This window comes from Rhodoligotrophos appendicifer (genome assembly GCF_007474605.1).
Lineage (GTDB): Bacteria > Pseudomonadota > Alphaproteobacteria > Rhizobiales > Im1 > Rhodoligotrophos > Rhodoligotrophos appendicifer.
The window spans coordinates 121,028-142,054 of sequence record NZ_VHKL01000001.1 but is presented as its reverse complement, the minus strand read 5'-3'; the positions used below and the strand labels follow the sequence as shown (position 1 = coordinate 142,054).

Sequence of the window (21,027 nt, the reverse complement as noted above, 5' to 3'; positions counted from 1 at the left end):
CATGGACGGCTTCATTCGCCCAAAGACAGCATCTGGCCACGAATGCGGGCGTCGCGATGGAACCAAGCAAATCCCGCGGCACCGATCAAGAAATACAGGGCGTTCAAGGCCAGGGCGGTGACCATGAGGTCGGTGCGCACGACATCGTGAAGGAGGAGGCTGCGCATGCTCTCGAAGACATAGGTCGGCGGCATGGCGAGAGAGATGGACTGCAGCCAGTCGGGAAGGGTCGCGAGCGGATAGTAGACGCAGGCCAGCGGCATGAAGAGGAACATCAAGCTCCAGGCGATGTTCTCTGCGCCCAGGCCATAGCGGAGGAGGAGGCCACAGACGAAGAGGCCGACGGCCCAGCTGGTGAGGATCAAATTGAAGAAGAAGACAATCAGCCAGGGGCCCATGGCGTAGAGGTTGAAATCGAAATAGGCGAGGGCCAAGAGAGAGACGGGCACGAGGCCGATCAGAATGCGGATGATGCTCATGGTCATGAGGGCGGCCACGAATTCGGCCGGACGCAAGGGGCTGACCATGAGGTGGCCGAGGTTGCGGGAATACATCTCCTCGAGAAAGGAGATGGTGAAGCCGAGCTGGCCGCGGAACAGGATATCCCAGAGGAAGACGGCGCCGAGGAAGATGCCGGCCGCCTGGGCCACGGCCCCTGTCTGCTGGGAGAGATAGACCTGGAGAAAGCCCCACATCAGGAGCTGGATGGTGGGCCAGTAGATCAGATCGAACAGGCGCGGCCAGGAGGCGCGCAGGAGATAGACATAGCGCAGGACGAGCGCGGTGACGCGGGACATGGAGAAGGTCACGGAATGGCGCAAGGGTGGCAGGTCGTTCATTCGGCGGCCATGCTGCTGGTGCCGCGGGCGACGTCGAGGAAGACTTCCTCCATGGTGTCGCGGCCGTAACGGCGGATGAGATCATCGGGGCTGCCCTGGTCGACGATGCGGCCCTGGCGGGTCATGAGGACATGATCGCACAGGCGCTCGACCTCGCCCATATTGTGAGACGCGAGCAGCAGGGTGGCTCCCTTGGCAGCGCAATATTCTTGGATATGGCCGCGCACCCAGTCGGCAGTATCGGGATCGAGAGAGGCCGTCGGCTCATCGAGGAGGAGAATGAGCGGCTCGTTCACCAGGGCCTTGGCGAGGCTGACACGGGTCTTCTGGCCGGCGGAGAGCTTGCCGGTGGGACGGTCGATAAAGCTGCCGAGGTCAAGGTCGTCGGCAAGCCGGCGGATGCGCGCCTTGATGTCGGCGACGCCGTAGAGCTTGCCGTAGATATAGAGGTTCTGGCGCACGGTCAGGCGCAAGGGCATCTCGACATAGGGGCTCTCGAAATTCATGTAGGGGAGGACCCGGTAGCGATCACGGATCACGTCGACCCCTAAGATCTCGATCGCGCCCGCGGTGGGGAGAACGATGCCCAGGAGCATGCCAATGGTGGTGGTCTTGCCCGCACCATTGCCGCCGAGGAGGCCGGTGATCGAGCCGCGGGGGATGGAAAAGCTCAGGCCATCCACCGCCGTGACGGCACCGTAGCGCTTGACAAGGTCGGTTACTTTGATGGCGGGGTAAGCGTTCGTCGGCACCGGTCATTCTCGCGGCGACCGGCGCCGCGGCCGGTCGGACAGTGGTTAATGTTTTGCGCGGGCGCACCATAGCGTGAATCGCCGAGGCTACAATCTCAGACATGGTAGGACAGCCATGCGCGGAAGGAGGCTCATGTGACCCTCAGCATGGCGGATACGGAGCAGGATCTCTTCCGCACGGATGGCGGCCGCTTGCGGTTGCAGACCCTGGTGCGGCTGCGGTGGCTGGCGGTGGCGGGGCAGTCGATCGCGGTGCTGGCGGTCAAGTTCTGGCTGGGCTTCGACCTGCCGCTGGGGCTCTGCCTCGCGGTCATCGCGCTCTCGGCCTGGCTCAATATCTGGCTGGGGTTGCGGTGGCGGGCCACTCTGAGGCTGTCGGACCGCTACGCGGCGTTGCTGCTGGCCTACGACATCGCGCAGCTCGCGGTGCTGCTCTATCTGACGGGAGGACTGCAGAACCCGTTCGCGTTCCTGTTCCTGGTACCGGTGACGGTCTCCGCCTCCAGCCTGCCGGTGGAGAGGACCGTGGCGCTGAGCGGGCTGTCGCTGGCGGCGGCGACCGTGCTGGCCTTCTCGCACATGCCGCTGCCTTGGCATGAAGGCCAACCGCTGGAGCTGCCCCGGCTCTATGTGGCGGGGATGTGGACTGCTGTCGTCTCCGGCACGGTGTTCGCCGCGATCTATTCACGGTTCATCGCGGAAGAGGCACGGCGGATGTCGGCGGCGCTGTCGGCGACGGAAATGGTCCTGGCGCGCGAACAGAAGCTGTCGGCGCTGGATGGGCTGGCGGCGGCTGCGGCGCATGAGCTGGGGACGCCTTTGGCGACGATCGCGCTGGTCGCGAAGGAGCTCAGGCGTGAAATGCCGGACGATGAGCGATTCCGAGAGGATCTGGAGCTGCTGTCGAGCCAGACGGAGCGGTGCCGAGGCATCCTGGCCAAGCTGGCCAACCAGGACGCCGAGGGCGATCACGTGTTCGACCGGCTGCGGCTCAAGGTGATGATCCAGGAATGCGCCGATCCGGTGACGGGCAGCGACGTCGAGGTCGCGGTGACCTGCGAGCCTGCGCCGGGCGTCGAAGGAGCCGCCGCCGAGGAGCCCATCTTCCCCCGCAATCCGGGGATCCGATACGGGCTCGGCAATCTTCTCGACAATGCCGTGGATTTCGCCACTTCGAGGGTCGAGATCGACGCGCGGTGGGACGATCAAAAGATCGTGCTAACTGTGCAAGACGACGGGCCGGGCTTTGCCCAGGACATCATCGACAAGATCGGGGAGCCCTATGTCACCAGCCGCCGCGGCGCGTTCGACGGCGAGACGGGGGGACATGACGGGATGGGGCTCGGCTTCTTCATCGCCAAGACATTGCTCGAGAGATCCGGCGCCACACTCGCCCTCGCCAACAAGCCCTCGCCGGACCATGGCGCCACGGTCAGGATCGAGTGGAGGCGCAACGACATCGACCTGAACAGGGCAGGAAAGAGAAGAAGTTCTTGAAAAAACCCGCTCGGGTAAGCAAATGGGACTCGCCTGTGACCAATTGTCGTCCAGTGCGTTATAGAGTTGCAGCACGATAACCGTGTTTGTGCGTTCCGGATCATCGGAGAGCTAAACACGCTTATACTCAGATCGAGATCTGGAAGCCTGCCGAAAGAGGCACGAAGAACATGGCCGAACAAATGATTGAAGAAGGGGCCGGCACCGATCGCACCCTGCTTATCGTCGATGATGACAAACCCTTCCTGACGCGTCTCGGACGCGCGATGGAGTCCCGCGGATTCGCCGTGGAGATTGCCGAAACGGTCGCCGACGGCGTGGATCGGGTGAAGAAGCTGCCCCCCGCCTATGCCGTCGTGGATATGCGGCTAGAGGATGGCAACGGTCTCGACGTCATCGAAGCCCTGCACAAGGCTCGCCCCGAGGCCAGAGCCATCGTGCTGACCGGATATGGGAACATCGCCACGGCCGTCAACGCCATCAAGCTGGGCGCGGTCGACTACCTCGCGAAACCCGCCGATGCGGATGACGTCTATCACGCCCTCGTCGCCGATGGCGAGCAGAAGGCGCCGCCGCCGGAGAACCCGATGTCGGCGGATCGCGTGAGATGGGAACACATCCAGCGCGTCTACGAGCTTTGCGGACGCAATGTGTCAGAGACGGCGCGACGTCTGAACATGCACCGCAGGACGCTGCAACGGATCCTCGCGAAACGCGCGCCTCGCTAGTCGTGCCTCACCGCTCATGAAGGTGCTCGCCCTCGATACGGCGCTGAATGCCTGCTCGGTCGCGGTCGTCGATGTCCAAAGCGGCGGTTTCCGCGTGATGGCGTCTGCCTCCTCGGCCATGGTTCGCGGGCATGCGGAGGCCCTGGTCCCGATGGTCGCCGAGACCATGGCGCAGGCGGAGCTGAGCTTCACTGAGCTGGACCGCATCGGCGTCACGATCGGCCCGGGGACGTTCACGGGAACTCGGATCGGGGTGGCGGCCGCACGCGGGTTCGGCCTGGCCAGCGCGAAGACGGTGGTGGGCGTCACGACGCTGCAGGCGGTGGCCTGCAACTGGCGAAGCGAGGGCATGCCGGTCGCGGTGTTCTTCGATGCCAGCCGCGGCGAGGTCTATGGCCAGGTCTTCACGGGATGCGACATGCTTCCTGTCGGCGAACCGCTCGTGTTGGGGATCCATGATGCTGCGCGGGTATTGCCTGACGGCGACGTCGCCCTGATCGGCTCGGGCGCGCATCTCGTGGCCAATGCTCTGCCGCATCGGCAGTTCTCGCTGCCGGAAGTCAACATTCTTCCCGATCCGGTCTGCGTGGCCGTGATTGCAGCGCGGTCGACATTACCGCCGCTGCCGCTCTATCTTCGTCCGCCTGATGCCAAACCTCAGGTCTCACTGGTGTCGCGGGCGGGACAGTGACTGTTGACGCGGAAGTCCGACTGGCGGGGGCGGGCGACGTGCCTGTGCTTGCTGCGATCCACGCCGCCTGTTTCGAGGATGGTTGGAGCCGCGCAGAAATCGCCAAGCTGCTCGCGATGCCTGGCTCCTACTGCCTGATGGCGATGCAGCAAGAGGAGGCTCTTGGGCTCGCGATCCTCCGACATGCCGCGGACGAAGCTGAAATTCTCAGCATCGGCGTGGTTCCCGAAGCGCGTCAGAGGGGATTGGGCCGAGGGATGATCGAAGCCGCGCTCGCGATCGCCGCAAGGTCGGCGATAAAGATGATGTTCATCGAAGTCGATGCAACAAACGAACCGGCACTGGCCCTTTATCGCGGCATGGGTTTCACCGAATGCGGCCGCCGGCGAGGCTATTACAGATATGCGGATGGCAGCCACCATGATGCGCTGAACATGCGCTGCGCGGTGGCCCCATCCGACCGGTCCTGACCGACGTTGCGCAGGGCGGTCCAAGTTTCTATACCAGGAGATGACAGCGAAAATCAGAGCGTCGGGCGCATGATTGAAGATCGGACCAGCATCGAGCAGCGTTGCCAGGACAAAGGCCTGCGCATGACCGACCAGCGGCGCACGATCGCCCGGGTGCTGGCGCAAGCCACCGACCATCCAGACGTCGAAGAGCTGCATCGCCGCGCCTCGGCGGTGGATGACCGGATTTCCCTGGCGACGGTCTACCGCACCGTGAAGCTGCTGGAAGACGAAGGAATTCTCGAACGCCATGACTTCCGGGACGGCCGTTCGCGCTACGAGCAGGCTTCCGAGGAACATCACGATCACCTGATCGATCTTCACAGCGGCGAGATCATCGAATTTCGCGACGAGGAAATCGAGCGGCTGCAGGTGCTCATCGCCCGGCGGCTCGGCTACAAGCTGGTGGATCACAGGCTCGAGCTTTTCGCCGTGCCGATCAAGCCCGAGGGAAAGAATTAGGGTCGCGGCTCTGGGGCTTTGGGAGGGGGCTTGGGATCCCGGCTCTGCGCTTCGCTTCGGCCGGGATGACGGTTGAGAGGGAGGGGGCAGGTCCTTGGGAGGCGGGTCTCTTCTGGCTGTCATCCCGGGCTTGACCCGGGATCCGTGAGCCGCATGGGGTCCCGGCTCTGCGCTTCGCTCCGGCCGGGATGACGGTTGAGGGGGGAAATGCTTCGGCTGGGGTGACGGTGGGGGACGTGCTTCGGTCGGGATGACGGTTTGGGTGGATGACGTCGAGCGGTTATCGAGGGCCTGGAACAGTGGGGGGGTTGGCTCCGGAGCGGGCGCGCGGGGGGCTGTCGTCGGATGATGCGAGGCTCGAGGCCCTGGGCAGCGGGTGGCTTGCCACGGGACGAGCGGCTTTCATCATCGGCGTTCTTACGATCGTGACGCCTCCCCTGATGCTGGTGCAACACATTCTGCTGCGGACATGGCTCGATGGCGCGCGCGGGCTCCCCCATCTCTATCACCGGTTCATCGCGCGGTTGATGGGGATGCGGGTGCGGGTGACAGGAGCCGCGCTGGAGGCCGGCCCCTGCTTGATTGCGGCCAATCATTCGTCGTGGGTCGACATCGTGGCCTTGAGCGCCGTCGCGCCGCTCTCCTTCGTGTCCAAGTCGGAGGTGGCAGGGTGGCCGATCTTTGGCAGTTTCGCCAGGCTGCAGCGAACCGTCTTCGTGGAGAGAGAACGGCGGAGCAGGACGCATCATTCGCGCGACGAAATACAGAAGCGGCTGGCCTTGGGAGACAGGCTCGTGCTGTTTCCGGAGGGAACCTCCTCGGACGGCAATCGCGTCCTGCCCTTCAAGAGCGCCTTGCTCGGCGCCGCCAACATGGTGATCGACGCGAAGCCGGTCGCGGTTCAGCCCGTGACCATCGCCTATACCGGTCGCTACGGGATTCCGCTGGACCGCTCCCTCAGGCCGGCCTTCACCTGGTATGGGGATATGGAACTCGCCCCGCATTTGTGGGCCCTGCTGAAGCTGGGGCCGTTCGAGGTCGACGTGGTGCTGCATGATGCCCTGGACATCGCCTCCTGCGACGGGCGCAAGGAACTCGCCATCACGGCAGAAAAGCGGGTGCGCGCCGGGCTGGTCGCGGCGCTGTGCGGACGCGATGCCGGAGGCATCAGGGTTGACGAAGGGCGCCCGACAGTCGAGATGAAGGGGTACAGCGTCCCCATCAACGACATTCCCGCAGAACAGGTGTCATGAAGCCGTCGCCGAAGAAAGTGTTCATCAAGACCTATGGGTGTCAGATGAACGTCTATGATTCCGAACGGATGGGCGACGTCCTCACGGGGATGGGCTACGACCAAACGGCAACGCCAGACGATGCGGATCTGGTGATCCTGAACACCTGTCATATCAGGGAGAAGGCTGCCGAGAAGGTCTATTCGGAGCTCGGCCGCTACCGCGCCCTCAAGCAGGAGCGGGGCAGAGCGGGAAAAGAAACGATCATCGGCGTCGCCGGCTGCGTGGCTCAGGCGGAAGGGGAGGAGATTGTCAGGCGGGCGCCCGCTGTGGATCTCGTCTTCGGCCCGCAAAGCTACCATCGGCTGCCGGACCTCATGTCCCGCTTCGCGTCGGGCAAGACGGCGGTGGTGGAGACGGAATTTCCTGCGGAAGACAAGTTCGATCACCTGAGGGCGCCGTCAACGGAGGCGGTCGCAAAGCGGGGCGTGACTGCATTCCTGACGGCGCAGGAAGGGTGCGACAAGTTCTGCACCTTCTGCGTGGTGCCCTATACGAGAGGGGCGGAAAGTTCGCGGCCGATCGACAAGATCCTCACGGATGCGAGACGGCTGGTGGACGGGGGCGTGCGCGAGATCACGCTGCTGGGCCAGAACATCAACGCCTATCACGGCGAGGGCCCGGATGGGCGGCGCTGGTCGCTCGGGCGGTTGCTGGAGGCGTTGTCGACCATCGAGGGACTGGAGAGGCTGCGATATACGACGAGCCATCCGCGCGACATGGACGACGAGCTGATCGCCGCCCATCGGGACAATCCCAAGGTGATGCCCTATCTGCACCTGCCCGTGCAGTCCGGCTCCGACCGGATCCTGACGGCGATGAACCGGCGCCACCGGGCGGAAGACTATCTCAAGATCATCGACAGAATTCGGATGGCCCGGCCGGACATCGCCTTGTCGTCAGACTTCATCGTCGGCTTTCCGGGAGAGACGGATGCCGATTTCGAGGCAACTTTGCAGCTGGTCGAGGCTGTGGGGTATGCGTCGGCGTTCTCGTTCAAGTACAGCCCGCGGCCGGGGACGCCCGCAGCAGAGCTCGATGAGCAGGTGCCGGAGACGCTCAAGTCGGAACGACTTGCCCGGCTGCAGGATTACCTCAATGCGCAGCAAAGAGCGTTTCACCTGGCCTGTATCGGGCGCGAGATGGATGTATTGATCGAGAAGCCGGGGCGTCGACCGGGACAGATGGCCGGACGGTCACCTTACCTGCAGGCGGTGCATATAGAACACGGTCCGAATAATATTGGCGAAGTGGTCCGAGTGTGCATCGACTCAGTTGGCGGCAACAGTCTTTCGGCACATATTGTACAGAGTGGTTCCGATTCTCCGGTTCACGCCTTGGCAACGGGTTAAAGGAGATCCAACACTTTGAGTCCTGTCCTCCAGGCGGATGACGACACTCTCGAAGGCGGGCGACGCGCTGTCGCCAAGGAAGATACGCTGATCTTGGCCTTCGATGACAACCGGCTCCTGGCAGAGCTGTTCGGGGAGCATGACGAGCACCTAGCGCTCATCGAAGAGCGTCTCGGCATAGAAGTCACCCCAAGAGGCAATCGAGTCGCTCTGCACGGGCCGGCAGCGGCCGCAGAGACTGCCCGGCAGGTGCTGCTTGCACTGTTCGAAAAATTGAGGCGAGGCGCTCGGGTGGATCTGGGTGAAGTGGAAGGTCAACTGAGGTTGACGCGGTCGCGCCTGCAGGCACCGGACGTGGCCGGAGACTTCAGCATCCGCACCAAGCGGAAGGTCATCAATCCGCGATCCGCGACACAGCGCGCCTACATGGCCGCGATGAAGAGCCATGAGCTCGTGTTCGGTTCGGGTCCAGCGGGAACCGGCAAGACCTATCTGGCGGTGGCGGCGGCCGCAGCGGCCTTGGCTGCCGGGGAGGTGGACCGGATCATTCTGTCACGGCCGGCGGTGGAGGCCGGCGAGCGGCTCGGGTTCCTGCCGGGGGACATGAAGGAAAAGGTCGATCCCTATCTGCGACCCCTCTACGACGCGCTTTACGACATGCTGCCGGCCAATCTGGTGGCCCGGGGCATGACGGACGGCACCATCGAGATCGCACCGCTGGCTTTCATGCGAGGGCGGACGCTGCAGCGGGCTTTCATCATCCTGGACGAGGCCCAGAACACGACTCCGCAACAGATGAAGATGTTCCTGACGCGCCTTGGCGAGCGGGGGCGGATGGTGGTGACGGGAGATCCGACCCAAGTGGACCTGCCACGCGGCGTGCGGTCCGGTCTCGTGGATGCGATCGGGCTGCTCGAGGGCGTGGAGGGCATCGCCCATGTGAAGTTCTCGCGCTCCGATATCGTGCGCCATCCGCTGGTCATGCGGATCGTGGACGCCTATGACAGAGACTCACGATCCACGTCGCGGCCGGAAGACCAAGACTGAGAATGACGTCAGACAGCATGGAGACGGGCGAGGACGGGCCTGGCCTGAGCATCGACATCCTCGTCGAGGACGAAAGATGGGGCGAGATCGCGGATCTCGAGGCGCTGACCTGCTCGGCCATCGAGGCGGCTTGCGCAGTGGCCGATCTGGAGGCCGACGAGGCCGAAGTCTGCGTCCTGTTCACCGACAATGAGGAGGTGCGGCGGCTGAATTCCGAGTTCCGCGGAAAAGACAAGCCGACCAACGTGCTTTCGTTTCCGGCGACGGGCGGACCGCTCGCCGAGGGGGCGCCGCTCATGTTCGGCGATATCGTCCTGGCGCGTGAGGTCGTCGCAGCAGAGGCTTTGGAGCAATCCAAGCCATTGGCAAACCATGTCACACATCTTATCGTACATGGCATGCTGCATCTTGCGGGCTTCGATCACGAGAACGACGCTGAAGCTGAAACGATGGAAGCGCTGGAGGTGGAAGCTCTTGCGCGCCTTGGCTTGCCCAATCCCTATGCCGCGGGACCTTCCATCGCCGCGCTCAACCCCTGATTTTTGACGATGGACGACGACCCTCACTCTAGACCCAACATATCGACATCGGTTTCCCTGCCGATGCCGCCGCCCGAGCGGACCGAGCGCAAGCCCCTCAGCCAGATCTGGACGCGGCTGAGGCAGGTCTTCGGATCGGGCGTGGACGACAGCCTGCACCAGAGCCTGGAGGGCGTCATCCAGCAACATGATGCCGGGCCCTCCAACGTGGTCGTGACGCCCGAAGCGCGGGCCATGCTGCTCAACATCCTGGAGTTCGGTGCTCTCAGGGTGGACGACGTCATGGTGTCGCGAGCGGATATCATTTCAATCGACGAGACGACCTCGCTGACCCAGGCGCTGCTGGTGTTCGCCGAGGCCAACCATTCGCGCATGCCCGTCTACAGGGAGACCCTGGACGAGCCGGTAGGCATGCTTCACATCAAGGACCTGATCGGCTGGATCATCGGGCAGGGAAAGCACGAGCAGGTGATCGATGGTGCACCGTCATCGGCACTGTCGCTGGCCAAGGTTCCGCTCGAGACGACGGTCAAGGAGACCGGCTGCCTGAGAGAAGTCCTCTTCGTGCCGCCGTCGATGCCGGCGGCCGACCTGTTGATCAAGATGCAGTCGACCCGCAGCCATATGGCCCTGGTGGTGGACGAGTATGGCGGGATCGGCGGATTGGTGACCATCGAAGATATCGTCGAGGAAATCGTCGGCGACATCGATGACGAGCATGACGACGAAGGGCCGCTCATCCAGCCTCTCGGGGAGGGCGTGTATTTCGCCGACGGCCGGATGGACATCGATGATCTCGAAGAGCTGCTGAAAGTGGACCTGCTGCCGGACAAGGACGACGAGGAAGTGGACACGGTGGGTGGGCTGCTCTTCTCCCTCGTGGGGCGGATGCCCGCGCCAGGAGAAATGATCGACCACAGCAGCGGCATTCGATTCGAGGTCGTCGACGGAGATCCAAGGCGGGTCAAGTCGGTGAAGATCCATGTGTCACCGCACCTGGCCCGTTCGCAGAATGGCGAGCGCGCCCCCTCGGCGCCGCAATAGTGGCCTTCAACACGGATCCTCAGATTGGCGTTGACTGAGCGCGCCCGCAGGGTATCGGTCCGGGCATGAACATCCTTGCCGCCCGGATCAGAGCTCTCACCGGATGGCGGAGCCTGGCGGCCGCGATGGCCGCCGGCGCCGCATCCGCCCTCGCCCAGCCGCCGCTGTACATCTTTCCCGGGCTGTTTCTCGGCGTCCCGGTCCTCGTCCTGCTGCTCGATGGCGCCTGCCTTCGCGGCGAAGGTCCAGTCAGCCGGCTGTGGAGCTGCTTCAAGACCGGCTGGTCCTTCGGGTTCGGATATTTTCTGCTGAGCTTCTACTGGGTGGCAGAGGCCTTTCTGGTCGAAGCGGAAACCTATGCCTGGATGATACCGTTCGCCGTCGTCCTCCTGCCAGCGGGCATGGCGCTCTATTGGGGTGCCGGAGCGGCCGCCGCCAGCTCACTCTGGCAGCGCGGTGCCGGCCGCATTCTCGCGCTGGCCGCCTGCCTCACCCTGACAGAGTGGCTCAGGGGCGTCCTCTTCACTGGGTTCCCCTGGAGCCTTCCCGGCTATGCGATGGGGATCCTTGACGGGCTCGCCCAGAGCGCCTCCGTGATGGGCGCCTACGGCCTCACCTTCCTCGTGCTGGTCCTGGCGGCGATCCCTGTGCTGGCTCTCGATCATGAGAGCGTAGACAGGCGCAGACGCATGTTACCCCTGGCCATCATTGTCGCCGTGCTGGGCGTTCTCTGGACAGGGGGCGCCATTCGCGTGGCTCAGGAGCCCGCAGACAGCTCCACCCATCTCCGGCTGAGGATCGTTCAGCCCAATATCGAGCAGGGGCAGAAGTGGGACCCCGAACATGCCCAAGAGGTGCTTTCGCTCTTCCTGAGACTCTCGAGTGAAAACACGAAGGAGAACCCGGCGGGGTTGGACAGCATCAATTATGTGATCTGGCCTGAAAGCGCGGTCCCTTACCTCGTCGCAGAGAGGGCCGATGTGCGCGGTGCCATCGGCGCCATTCTGCCACCGGACACGATGCTCTTTACCGGTGCACTGCGCCGGGAACCCGACCCCCAAGCGCCGGACAGCATGGGCATTTTCTATAACAGCCTCCTTGTCCTCAACGGGTCGGGCGCCGTCACGGCGCATTACGACAAGGCGCATCTGGTGCCTTTTGGAGAGTATCTGCCGTTCGAGACCTGGCTGAAACCCCTCGGCTTCCGGCGACTGGTGACCCTGCCGGAAGGCTTCCAGGCTGGAGAGGCGGCAGAAACTCTGAAGGCGGAGGCCGTTCTGCCGTTCAGTCCGCTGATCTGCTACGAGATCGTCTTCCCAGGCGCAGTCGTGGATGGAGCCGACAGGCCCGCCTGGCTGCTGAACGTCACCAATGACGCCTGGTTCGGCACATCCTTGGGCCCGCATCAGCATTTTGCACAAGCCCGGTTCCGGGCCATCGAGGAGGGCCTGCCGCTGATCCGTTCAGCCAATACCGGAATTTCAGCCATCGTTGATCCCTATGGCAGGATCGTGAAATTCCTGGGGCTTGGTGAACGCGGTGTCATCGATGGCGAACTTCCTACAGCACTGCCGCCAACCATCTATGCCGAGTTTGGTAACTGGATGATGTTGTTTCTGATCATTCCAGCTCTTCTGCTTTCAATTCGATTTAAACTCACTCAATTGAACACCAAGCGGGCCCATTCCCCGAACAATCAAGCCATATTGTAACGCAACCTTAGGCTGTCCCGAGAGTGGAAGTCGCCCCTCTCTAAAGCAAACACGCCGGTCATTGATCCCAGCGTTACACTTGACGGAGCAGGAATATTACACAAGCGTATGGTGCGGGTGACAATTACAGTGTATCGATTCTTCACAATTCGAGCGGGATCAGGCTGGGGGCACACGGTCTGAGGGGCAGAGTATGGTAAAGCGCAATCCAAATCCGATCGATGTTCACGTCGGAAGCCGCGTCCGCATGCGACGCATGCTGATCGGCATGAGCCAGGAAAAGCTCGGCGAGCAGCTGGGACTCACCTTTCAGCAAGTCCAAAAATACGAGAAGGGCTCGAACCGCGTCAGTGCGAGCCGCTTGTACCAGATGGGGCGCATCCTCGGTGTTCCCGTGCAGTATTTCTTCGAGGAACTGCCGCATTCGTCGGCGAATTCGGTTCCGGAGATGGGATTTGCGGAGAGTGCCGGTGAGCCCATCATCATGGACTTCCTGACGAGCTCCGAAGGGCTGCAACTCAACAAGGCCTTCACCCGCATCAAAGATCCAAGCGTGCGGCGAAAGGTCGTCGAGCTTGTCCGGACTCTCGCGGGCGAGGCCACAGATCGCGAGCAATAAGTCAGCACTTCCACCCCGGATGAGAAATGCTGATCTTGACCCTCCTCAAGTAAATTGACAGAAGAGCGCCACATGCGATTGTGGCAGAGGTGCGGGAAATTGAACAATTTCCAGAGCGCTGCAGTCCTTGGCCGCCTTTTAGGTGCCAAGGCCAACAGGGGGCTGAGTAGGTTCAGTGGCCAGAAAAAGCTATCTCTTTACAAGTGAGTCGGTCTCCGAGGGGCATCCGGATAAGATCTGCGACCGGATTTCGGATGCAGTCGTCGATACATTCCTCGCCGCCGATCCCTATTCCCGGGTCGCTTGCGAGACCCTGACGACCACGAACCGGGTCGTCTTGGCCGGTGAAGTCCGGGGACCAGAAACCATTACCAAGGACCATTTGATCGACGTCGCACGCGCTTGCATCCGCGACATTGGCTATGAGCAGGACGGGTTTCATTGGAAGAATGCGGATGTGCAGGTCTACCTCCATTCGCAGTCAGCCGATATCGCCGTTGGCGTCGATGCCGCCGGCAACAAGGACGAGGGCGCCGGCGACCAGGGCATCATGTTCGGCTATGCCTGCCGCGAGACCGATGTGCTGATGCCGGCACCGATCTATTTCGCCCATCAAATTCTTAAAAGCATGGCGGAAGCGCGTCATTCCGGTGCACAGCCAGACCTCGCGCCGGATGCCAAGAGCCAAGTCACCCTGCTTTACGAGAACGGGAAGCCCGTGCGGGCCACGTCGGTGGTCGTTTCGACGCAGCATTCAGAACGCGTCTCGGTTGAGCAGGTGCGGGAAATCGTGCGTCCCTACGTGCTGGACGTGCTCCCAGAGGGCTGGATGTGCGCGGATGAAGATTTCTACGTCAATCCGACGGGCCGTTTCGTCATCGGTGGACCCGATGGCGATGCCGGTCTGACGGGGCGGAAGATCATCGTCGACACCTATGGCGGTGCGGCGCCTCACGGCGGCGGCGCATTTTCGGGCAAGGATCCCACCAAGGTGGACCGTTCAGCGGCCTATGCGTGCAGATATCTGGCCAAGAACGTCGTCGCCTCGGGGCTTGCCGACCGATGCACCATCCAGATCTCCTATGCCATCGGCGTGTCGAAGCCACTGTCGCTTTACGTCGATACGCATGGAACGGGAGAAGTGGACGAGGCGAAGCTCGAGAAGGCTTTGGGCGAGATCATGAATCTTTCTCCACGGGGCATCCGCGAGCATCTGAAGCTCAACCGTCCGATTTACGCGCGGACCGCCGCCTACGGGCATTTCGGCCGCGAGCCGGAGGCCGATGGCGGATTTTCCTGGGAGAAGACCGATCTCGCAGAGGAATTGCGCCGGGCGCTGGCGTAAGGACAGTTTCGTTCGGCCCTGACCCCCGGGGGCGACCCCGGGGTTTTGCGTTTTCGAGCGTTCGACACGATCATCGCCTCAAACCAATATGAGACCATCGATCCTTGATTGAAGATTGCCCAGATCCCAAAGGATCGGATCGCGAAAGCGCTTCAGGGGAGCGACGCCGAGGGATGATCTATGGGCGGAGGCATGGGCATAAGCTCCGTGCCGCCCAAAGCGAGCTGATGGCCGAGTTGCTGCCCCGGCTGCGTGTTTCCCTTGATCATCTCGACGATCCCAGGAGCCTCTTTCCGAACCCGGTTCGGGAGATCTGGCTGGAGATCGGTTTCGGCGGAGGCGAGCACCTCGCCTGGCAGGCACGACAGCATCCGGATGTCGGCTTCATCGGTGTGGAGCCCTTCGTCAACGGCGTTGCCAAGCTGCTGACGGTGGCGGATGCCGAAGGGCTGCAGAATATCCGCGTCTATGATCAGGATGCCCGTGAGCTGCTTTCGGCACTGCCGGAGGCCAGCATCGGGCGTGCCTTCATCCTGTTTCCGGATCCCTGGCACAAGGTGCGGCACCACAAGCGACGAATCGTCAACCGCGACACGCTCGGAGATCTGGCGCGGATCATGACACCGGGGTCGGTCCTCAGAATCGGCAGCGACATTCCCGGCTATGTCCGTTGGATCATGATGCATGCCCGACAGGTGCCGAGATTCGCATGGACAGCCGAGAGCGCGACCGACTGGCGCGTGCGACCGGATGACTGGCCGATCACGCGTTATGAACAGAAAGCCGAACGCGAAGGGCGCCGCAGCGTCTATATGAGCTTCCGTCGACAGAATGCCGTACCCTAGACGCGCCGACGGGGTTGTCTTCCGATGCCAAAGCGCTATATTGCAGGCCAAGCATGGTCATTCTCATATGGCTGGCTCTGTTGGAGCTTGGCAATCGTGGGAGTGGGCCCGTCAAGGGTCCGCTTTTTTTGTTGTTGCATACACCTGATAAAGAGGATCAAACACCCGAGCTGGGACTCGAAGCCCGTCTCTCCCGAGAGGAAGGGCCGGCCCGGGTTGTGGCTGAACTCATCGATCCCGTACTCAGCGACATGGGATACCGGCTCGTCCGCGTGCGGATAACCGGCGAGAGCGGGCAGACGCTGCAGATCATGGCGGAGCGTCCGGACGGGACGATGACCATCGATGATTGCGAAGCGGTCAGCCGAGTTATCTCGCCGCTGCTCGACGTCGAGGATCCGATTTCCGGAGAGTATGTGCTAGAGGTCTCGTCACCAGGGATCGACCGTCCCCTGGTTCGGCTGAGCGATTTCGAGCGGTGGGCCGGATATGTGGCGAAGGTCGAACTCACCCGTATGGTGGATGGCCGGCGCCGATTTCGAGGCACGCTGAAGGGCATCACCGGCAGCAGCGTCAGCGTGCTGGTCGAAGATGCGAGTGAGAAGGTCGAAGTGGTGGTGCCGTTCGAGGACATCGCGGAGGCCAAGCTGGTGATGACGGACGAGTTGTTCCGACTGGCGTTGAAGCGCCAAGACGAACAGGGCGAAGAATATCTGGGTTGAACCGCGGCGCGGGGCGCCTCGGCGATGATCGGAGTGGTATGAATGGCTGAAACGGCGGTTAGCGCAAACAGGCTGGAGCTGCTCCAGATCGCGGATGCGGTTGCGCGCGAAAAGTCGATCGACAAGAGCGTCGTGCTGCAGGCGATGGAGGATGCGATCCAGCGGGCAGCGCGGTCTCGCTATGGCAGCGAAAACGACATTCGTGCCGAGATCGACCCGAAGAGCGGCGAAATGCGGTTGCAGCGGCTGCTCGAAGTCGTCGAAAGCGTCGAGAACGAACACACGCAGATCAGCCTTGCGGAGGCGAGCCGCAAAAACCCCGCAGCCCGGGTCGGCGACTTCATCGCGGAGGCGCTGCCGCCCATCGATTTCGGTCGAATCGCTGCGCAGAACGCCAAGCAGGTGATCGTGCAGAAGGTGCGCGAGGCCGAGCGGGAGAAGCAGTATAACGAATACAAGGACCGTGTCGGCGACATCATCCATGGGGTGGTGAAGCGCGTCGAATACGGCAATGTCATCGTCGATCTCGGACGCGGCGAGGCGATCCTGCGGCGGGACGAGACGCTGCCGCGCGAAACGGTGCGCAATGGCGACCGGATCCGAGCCTATATCTATGACGTCCGCCGCGAACAGCGGGGGCCTCAGATCTTTCTGTCGCGGACGCATCCCGACTTCATGGCGAAGCTCTTCGCGCAAGAAGTGCCTGAGGTCTATGACGGCATCGTCGAGATCGTCTCAGTGGCGCGCGACCCCGGCAGCCGCGCGAAGATCGCGGTGCGGTCGAAGGATTCATCCATCGATCCCGTGGGCGCCTGCGTCGGCATGCGCGGAAGCCGCGTCCAGGCGGTGGTGAACGAGCTGCAAGGCGAGAAGATCGACATCATTCCGTGGTCGCCGGATGCGGCAACCTTCATCGTCAACGGGCTGGCCCCGGCAGAAGTGACGAAGGTCGTGCTCGACGAAGAGGCGGAGCGGATCGAAGTGGTGGTGCCGGACGACCAGCTGTCGCTGGCCATCGGACGACGCGGCCAGAACGTGCGCCTGGCCTCCCAGCTGACCGGCTGGGACATCGACATCATGACCGAGGCCGAGGAATCGGAGCGGCGGCAGAAGGAATTCGCCGAACGCACCCAGATCTTCATGGAAGCCCTGGACGTGGACGAGATGATCGCCCAGCTCCTGGCCTCGGAGGGGTTTGACTCCATCGAGGAGGTTGCTTACGTGGCGGTAGAGGACATCGCCGAAATCGAAGGTTTCGACGAGGGGACCGCGGAAGAGCTGCAAATGCGGGCGCGGGAGCATCTCGACAAGCTTTCGGCGGAGCAGAATCAGCGGCGGGTGGAACTCGGCGTTTCCGACGAGCTCGCCGAGATCGAGGGTATGACGCCCGCGATGATGGTCGCGCTGGGCGAGAACGAGGTCAAGACGGTCGAGGATCTCGCCGGCTGCGCTACGGACGACCTCGTGGGTTGGACCGAGCGGCAGAAGGGCGAGACCGTCAAGCATGACGGCTATTTCAAGGGGATCGAGGTCAGCGGACCAGAGGCCGAAGCCATGATCATGGCGGCGCGCGTGAAGGTCGGCTGGATCACGGCCGAAGAGGCCGAGCCGGACGCGGAAGTCGAGGAACCGGTTGACGGGGCCGACGGCGACGCGGCGGAGGAGGCGAAAGCCTAAGGCCGGCTGAGGCAGGTTGCGATGGTCAAGTCGCGAGAGACGGCGGAGCCCATACGCACATGCATCGTGACCCGGGCGACATTGCCTCCAGACGCCATGGTGAGGTTCGTGCTCGCACCGGACGGTCAGGTGGTTCCGGACCTGAAGCGAGAGCTGCCAGGTCGGGGGGTATGGGTGACGGCGGAACGGGCGCTGGTCGCAGATGCGGTCAGCAAGCGTTTATTCGCACGGGGGTTCAAACAGGCCGCAAGGGCTGTTGACGATCTCGCCGACCTTGTTGGAGTATTGTTGGCGGATCGTGCGCTCGGACTACTGGGTTTCGCCAATCGAGCCGGTCTGGTGACGACCGGCTTCGAGAAAGTCGCCGAGCAGATCACGCGTCGACGCGTGGCGATTCTGGTCGAAGCGCGAGACGGGGCGGCGGATGGTCGGCGCAAGCTTGCCGACAAACTCGCGGCATCGGGTCAAAAGGAGGTGGAGACCGTAGAAGTCTTCACCGGAGAGCAATTGAGTTTGGCATTGGGCAGGGCAAATGTGATACATGCTGCGCTCGGCCAAGATAGACTGACAAAGGCGTTCCTGAAGGCAGCGCACAGGTACGGACATTATGTTTCTGCCACGGCGGATAGGTGGCGCTGCAGGACCGTTGAGGAATGACGGATACAAAAGACACTGACAATAATTCGATGGCTGGCGGCCGGACTTTGAGTCTGCGCCGCAACACTGTCGAGCAGGGACGCGTGAAGCAGAACTTCTCCCATGGCCGCACCAAGCAGGTGGTCGTGGAGAAGAAACGCAAGCGCATCGTAGGGCCCGGCACGCCCGGCGGCCGGCCGGAGCAGCCCGTCACGGCGGAAGCGCCGGCGCCACAGCCCAAGCCCGTCCCGGCTCCCGTCGAAGTCACGCCAGCGGCTCCCCAGGCACGGCCTGCACCTGCCGCTCAGCCCGAAACCACCCGTCGGCCCCCCCAGACCCCCTCGCGAGATAACCGTCCCGGAATCGTTCTGCGGACGCTCACCGAAGAGGAACGGGACGCCCGCACCCAGGCTCTGGCCGATGCCCGCGTCCGAGACGCGGAGGATCGGGCACGGGCAGAGGAACAGGCACGCCGACAAGCCGAGATCGACGAGATCGCGCGCCGTGAACGTGAGGCGGAAGAAAAACGCCTTGCGGAAGCCGAGGCGCTGCGCGCTGCGGAAGAGGCCCTGAAGCCGGCAGCCGAGAGAAGCGAGCCGGTCAAGGCGGAGCCCGAGCCGGCACCGGTGAAAGCTCCTGTGGCCGCGCCTGTCGCCGCTCCCGTGGCTGCCCCCAAAGTCGTCGACATCGACGAGGATGAGGAAGCGCGGGGCCGGTCGAAGGTCAAGCGCGAGGTCAAGGCACCGGTCCGTGCGAAAACCGACGCCGAGCGCCGGCGTGGACGGCTCACAATCGGCAACGCGCTTACCGGAGAAGAGGGCCGCGAACGCTCTCTCGCCGCGATGCGTCGCCGGCAAGAGCGGCAAAAGAAGCAGACCGGACTGTTCCAACAGTCGAGCGAGAAGATCGTTCGCGACGTGGTCATTCCGGAGGCCATCACCATCCAGGAACTCGCCAACCGCATGTCGGAGCGGGCCGTGGACGTGATCAAGCTCCTGATGCGTCAGGGGCAGATGTTCAAGATCAACGACATCATCGACACCGATTCGGCACAGCTCATCGCGGAAGAGATGGGTCACCGGGTCAAGCGGGTGTCGGAATCCGATGTCGAAGAAGGATTAATGGGTATCGACGATACCGCTGAGAACACCACTCCACGCGCACCCGTCGTGACGGTCATGGGCCATGTCGACCATGGCAAGACGTCTCTGCTGGATGCGATCCGTCACGAGAAGGTGGCCGCGGGCGAAGCCGGTGGCATCACCCAGCATATCGGCGCCTATCAGGTGGAGACACCGTCGGGTTCGGTGACCTTCATCGACACGCCGGGCCATGCGGCCTTCACCGCCATGCGTGCTCGCGGCGCCAAAGCGACGGATATCGTCGTGCTGGTGGTGGCGGCCGACGACGGCGTGATGCCCCAGACGATCGAGGCCATCAACCACGCCAAGGCGGCCGGTGTGCCGATGATCGTCGCGATCAACAAGATCGACAAACCGGACGCAGATCCCAACCGGGTCCGGACCGACCTGCTGCGTCACGAGGTGGTGGTCGAAAGCATGGGCGGTGACACGCTCGAAGTCGAAGTGTCGGCCATCAAAGGCACCAATCTCGACAAGTTGCTGGAAACGATCATCCTGCAGGCCGAAGTGCTCGAGCTCCGCGCCAATGTCGACCGCGCCGCAGACGGCGTCGTCGTCGAGGCACAACTCGACAAGGGCCGTGGACCGGTCGCCACAGTGCTGATTCAGCGTGGCACCCTGCATGTCGGCGACATCTTCGTCGCTGGTTCGGCCTGGGGGCGCGTGCGTGCCCTGATCAATGATCGCGGCCAGAACATCACTGCAGCCGGACCGTCCGTCCCCGTCGAGGTTCTCGGCATCGGGTCGACTCCGGAAGCGGGCGACCAGTTCGTCGTCGTCGATTCGGAGAGCCGCGCCCGGGAGATCACCGAGTATCGCGAGCGCAAGCGTCGCGAGCTCAAGGGTGCCGCACCGACTGCAAGAGCATCGCTCGAGCAGATGATGAGCCAGCTGCGCGAAGGCGCCCGCAAGGAAGTGCCGGTGCTCATCAAAGGCGACGTCCAGGGTTCTACCGAAGCGATCGTCCAGGCACTCGACAAGCTGGGAACCGACGAGGTCACGGCCCGTGTGCTGCTGTATGGGGTCGGTGGCATCACCGAGTCCGACATCACGCTGGCCTCCGCGTCCGGGGCGGTCGTGCTCGGCTTCAACGTGCGTGCCAATGCGCAAGCGCGGCAAGCCGCCGAGCAGGCAGGCATCGAGATCCGCTACTACAACGTCATCTACGATCTCGTGGACGATGTGAAGAGCGCCATGTCGGGACTGCTCGCACCGGAGCTTCGCGAGGAGTTCCTGGGAAATGCGGAGATCCTCGAGATCTTCAACATTTCCAAGGTGGGAAAGATCGCCGGTTGCCGGGTCACCGACGGCGTCGTCCAGCGCGGCGCGAAGGTGCGACTCATCCGGAACAACGTGGTCATCCACGAAGGTACACTTTCGACCCTGAAGCGGTTCAAGGACGAAGTGCGCGAGGTGGTGTCCGGCCAAGAATGCGGCATGGCCTTCGAGGGCTACCAGGACATGCGTCCGGGCGACGTCATCGAGTGCTATCGCGTCGAGGAGATCGCGCGCAGTCTCGCCTAGGGGTTTTCCCCGGCGGATATTGTCCGATCAAGCGGTTTGGTCCCGGAGCATCT

20 protein-coding genes are annotated in these 21,027 nt (G+C 63.1%); 18 read left to right on the top strand and 2 right to left on the bottom strand.

The genetic code is table 11. The features are described 5' to 3' along the window. Positions 1-11: 11 nt before the first annotated feature. Positions 12-839: an ABC transporter permease gene (locus FKM97_RS00685; protein WP_143957218.1), complete on the bottom strand. Its 828-nt coding sequence runs from the start codon at positions 837-839 to the stop codon at positions 12-14. Then, positions 836-1,591, bottom strand: coding sequence for an ABC transporter ATP-binding protein (locus tag FKM97_RS00680; RefSeq protein ID WP_143957217.1), 756 nt, complete (start codon positions 1,589-1,591; stop codon positions 836-838). Before FKM97_RS00680 ends, FKM97_RS00685 begins: the two co-directional genes overlap by 4 nt. Positions 1,592-1,726: 135 nt before the next feature. Here FKM97_RS00680 and FKM97_RS00675 point away from each other — a divergent pair, with 135 nt between their 5' ends. From FKM97_RS00675 to infB, 18 genes are all read left to right on the top strand, one after another. Continuing rightward, on the top strand, positions 1,727-3,088 hold the full coding sequence (locus FKM97_RS00675; protein WP_246104883.1) for an ActS/PrrB/RegB family redox-sensitive histidine kinase: 1,362 nt from the start codon (positions 1,727-1,729) through the stop codon (positions 3,086-3,088). A gap of 170 nt (positions 3,089-3,258) precedes the next feature. Beyond that, positions 3,259-3,816, top strand: a complete 558-nt coding sequence (locus tag FKM97_RS00670; RefSeq protein WP_143957216.1) for an ActR/PrrA/RegA family redox response regulator transcription factor — start codon at positions 3,259-3,261, stop codon at positions 3,814-3,816. A 16-nt stretch (positions 3,817-3,832) separates the two neighbouring features. Beyond that, the gene (gene tsaB, locus FKM97_RS00665; protein WP_143957215.1) at positions 3,833-4,507 is read left to right on the top strand and encodes a tRNA (adenosine(37)-N6)-threonylcarbamoyltransferase complex dimerization subunit type 1 TsaB; all 675 of its coding nucleotides are present in this window, start codon (positions 3,833-3,835) and stop codon (positions 4,505-4,507) included. Next, positions 4,504-4,977, top strand: a complete 474-nt coding sequence (locus tag FKM97_RS00660; protein WP_143957214.1) for a GNAT family N-acetyltransferase — start codon at positions 4,504-4,506, stop codon at positions 4,975-4,977. The genes tsaB and FKM97_RS00660 overlap by 4 nt, the downstream gene beginning before the upstream one ends. Before the next feature lie 69 nt (positions 4,978-5,046). After that, the gene (locus FKM97_RS00655) at positions 5,047-5,478 is read left to right on the top strand and encodes a Fur family transcriptional regulator (protein ID WP_143957213.1); all 432 of its coding nucleotides are present in this window, start codon (positions 5,047-5,049) and stop codon (positions 5,476-5,478) included. A 266-nt stretch (positions 5,479-5,744) separates the two neighbouring features. Then, positions 5,745-6,731, top strand: coding sequence for a lyso-ornithine lipid O-acyltransferase (gene olsA / locus FKM97_RS00650; protein ID WP_143957212.1), 987 nt, complete (start codon positions 5,745-5,747; stop codon positions 6,729-6,731). Further along, positions 6,728-8,122 (top strand): tRNA (N6-isopentenyl adenosine(37)-C2)-methylthiotransferase MiaB, encoded by a 1,395-nt coding sequence (miaB, locus tag FKM97_RS00645; RefSeq protein WP_143957211.1) that lies wholly within the window; start codon positions 6,728-6,730, stop codon positions 8,120-8,122. The genes olsA and miaB overlap by 4 nt, the downstream gene beginning before the upstream one ends. Positions 8,123-8,137: 15 nt before the next feature. After that, complete coding sequence (locus FKM97_RS00640; protein WP_428977875.1) at positions 8,138-9,169, top strand: PhoH family protein; 1,032 nt, start codon at positions 8,138-8,140, stop codon at positions 9,167-9,169. Between the two features lie 2 nt (positions 9,170-9,171). Further along, positions 9,172-9,708, top strand: a complete 537-nt coding sequence (gene ybeY / locus FKM97_RS00635) for an rRNA maturation RNase YbeY (RefSeq protein ID WP_143957210.1) — start codon at positions 9,172-9,174, stop codon at positions 9,706-9,708. Between the two features lie 9 nt (positions 9,709-9,717). Beyond that, positions 9,718-10,752 carry a hemolysin family protein gene (locus FKM97_RS00630; protein WP_143957209.1) on the top strand — a complete coding sequence of 345 codons (1,035 nt, stop codon included), beginning with the start codon at positions 9,718-9,720 and terminating at the stop codon, positions 10,750-10,752. 65 nt (positions 10,753-10,817) lie between these two features. Then, positions 10,818-12,464: an apolipoprotein N-acyltransferase gene (gene lnt, locus FKM97_RS00625; protein WP_143957208.1), complete on the top strand. Its 1,647-nt coding sequence runs from the start codon at positions 10,818-10,820 to the stop codon at positions 12,462-12,464. A gap of 193 nt (positions 12,465-12,657) precedes the next feature. Then, positions 12,658-13,083, top strand: coding sequence for a helix-turn-helix domain-containing protein (locus tag FKM97_RS00620; RefSeq protein ID WP_143957207.1), 426 nt, complete (start codon positions 12,658-12,660; stop codon positions 13,081-13,083). 175 nt (positions 13,084-13,258) lie between these two features. Beyond that, complete coding sequence (metK, locus tag FKM97_RS00615) at positions 13,259-14,428, top strand: methionine adenosyltransferase (RefSeq protein ID WP_143957206.1); 1,170 nt, start codon at positions 13,259-13,261, stop codon at positions 14,426-14,428. Between the two features lie 227 nt (positions 14,429-14,655). Further along, positions 14,656-15,273 (top strand): tRNA (guanosine(46)-N7)-methyltransferase TrmB, encoded by a 618-nt coding sequence (trmB, locus tag FKM97_RS00610; protein WP_246104882.1) that lies wholly within the window; start codon positions 14,656-14,658, stop codon positions 15,271-15,273. An 80-nt stretch (positions 15,274-15,353) separates the two neighbouring features. Continuing rightward, complete coding sequence (gene rimP, locus FKM97_RS00605) at positions 15,354-15,995, top strand: ribosome maturation factor RimP (RefSeq protein ID WP_428977885.1); 642 nt, start codon at positions 15,354-15,356, stop codon at positions 15,993-15,995. Between the two features lie 42 nt (positions 15,996-16,037). Then, a complete protein-coding gene (gene nusA / locus FKM97_RS00600; protein ID WP_143957203.1) occupies positions 16,038-17,672 on the top strand; it encodes a transcription termination factor NusA in 1,635 nt (544 codons plus the stop codon). A 21-nt stretch (positions 17,673-17,693) separates the two neighbouring features. Continuing rightward, positions 17,694-18,329, top strand: coding sequence for an RNA-binding protein (locus FKM97_RS00595; RefSeq protein ID WP_143957202.1), 636 nt, complete (start codon positions 17,694-17,696; stop codon positions 18,327-18,329). Next, positions 18,326-20,974, top strand: coding sequence for a translation initiation factor IF-2 (infB, locus tag FKM97_RS00590; protein WP_143957201.1), 2,649 nt, complete (start codon positions 18,326-18,328; stop codon positions 20,972-20,974). The genes FKM97_RS00595 and infB overlap by 4 nt, the downstream gene beginning before the upstream one ends. Positions 20,975-21,027 lie beyond the last annotated feature (53 nt).

Bases quoted from the DNA above. Each gene is read 5' to 3' on its own strand.
- tsaB (WP_143957215.1), top strand. From the start codon at position 3,833: ATGAAGGTGCTCGCCCTCGATACGGCGCTGAATGCCTGCTCGGTCGCG.
- olsA (WP_143957212.1), top strand. From the start codon at position 5,745: ATGACGTCGAGCGGTTATCGAGGGCCTGGAACAGTGGGGGGGTTGGCT.
- infB (WP_143957201.1), top strand. From the start codon at position 18,326: ATGACGGATACAAAAGACACTGACAATAATTCGATGGCTGGCGGCCGG.
- FKM97_RS00630 (WP_143957209.1), top strand. From the start codon at position 9,718: ATGGACGACGACCCTCACTCTAGACCCAACATATCGACATCGGTTTCC.
- FKM97_RS00595 (WP_143957202.1), top strand. From the start codon at position 17,694: ATGGTCAAGTCGCGAGAGACGGCGGAGCCCATACGCACATGCATCGTG.
- lnt (WP_143957208.1), top strand. From the start codon at position 10,818: ATGAACATCCTTGCCGCCCGGATCAGAGCTCTCACCGGATGGCGGAGC.
- FKM97_RS00620 (WP_143957207.1), top strand. From the start codon at position 12,658: ATGGTAAAGCGCAATCCAAATCCGATCGATGTTCACGTCGGAAGCCGC.
- FKM97_RS00685 (WP_143957218.1), bottom strand. From the start codon at position 839: ATGAACGACCTGCCACCCTTGCGCCATTCCGTGACCTTCTCCATGTCC.
- ybeY (WP_143957210.1), top strand. From the start codon at position 9,172: ATGACGTCAGACAGCATGGAGACGGGCGAGGACGGGCCTGGCCTGAGC.
- nusA (WP_143957203.1), top strand. From the start codon at position 16,038: ATGGCTGAAACGGCGGTTAGCGCAAACAGGCTGGAGCTGCTCCAGATC.
- trmB (WP_246104882.1), top strand. From the start codon at position 14,656: ATGGCCGAGTTGCTGCCCCGGCTGCGTGTTTCCCTTGATCATCTCGAC.
- FKM97_RS00670 (WP_143957216.1), top strand. From the start codon at position 3,259: ATGGCCGAACAAATGATTGAAGAAGGGGCCGGCACCGATCGCACCCTG.
- miaB (WP_143957211.1), top strand. From the start codon at position 6,728: ATGAAGCCGTCGCCGAAGAAAGTGTTCATCAAGACCTATGGGTGTCAG.
- FKM97_RS00655 (WP_143957213.1), top strand. From the start codon at position 5,047: ATGATTGAAGATCGGACCAGCATCGAGCAGCGTTGCCAGGACAAAGGC.